Here is a 255-nt window from a genome sequence, read left to right as displayed (position 1 = left end):
AGCCCTGTGAGACTTTTTCTTTAATGTAGACTTGTTGGTCTGCAGGAAGGACACACTTACGTCTACCACACCGTTGTTTGTTTTTCTTATATTGTTGGTAATACTCAATGGCGGTATGGCCCTCTTTAAAGAAGTTGATGACGTTATAAATGGGTGTTCTAGAACGTTTTAAACGACTGGCAATGGTCGAGACCGGAATATGTTGGTGGTAATATGATTCTATCATCACCAGTTCATCCGTGGTAAGATGGGTGT

The 255-nt window shown here is 41.2% G+C and carries 1 pseudogene; it reads right to left on the bottom strand.

Annotated elements, in window-relative coordinates:
* A pseudogene (locus ACEN4N_RS11600) lies at nucleotides 1–255 on the bottom strand (IS30 family transposase); the annotation flags it as partial.

It is taken from the genome of Ruoffia sp. FAM 20857 (assembly GCF_045528645.1).
Lineage (GTDB): Bacteria > Bacillota > Bacilli > Lactobacillales > Aerococcaceae > Ruoffia > Ruoffia halotolerans.
The sequence above is the reverse complement of the archived record's forward strand: the minus strand, read 5'-3'. Positions and strand labels throughout refer to the sequence as shown.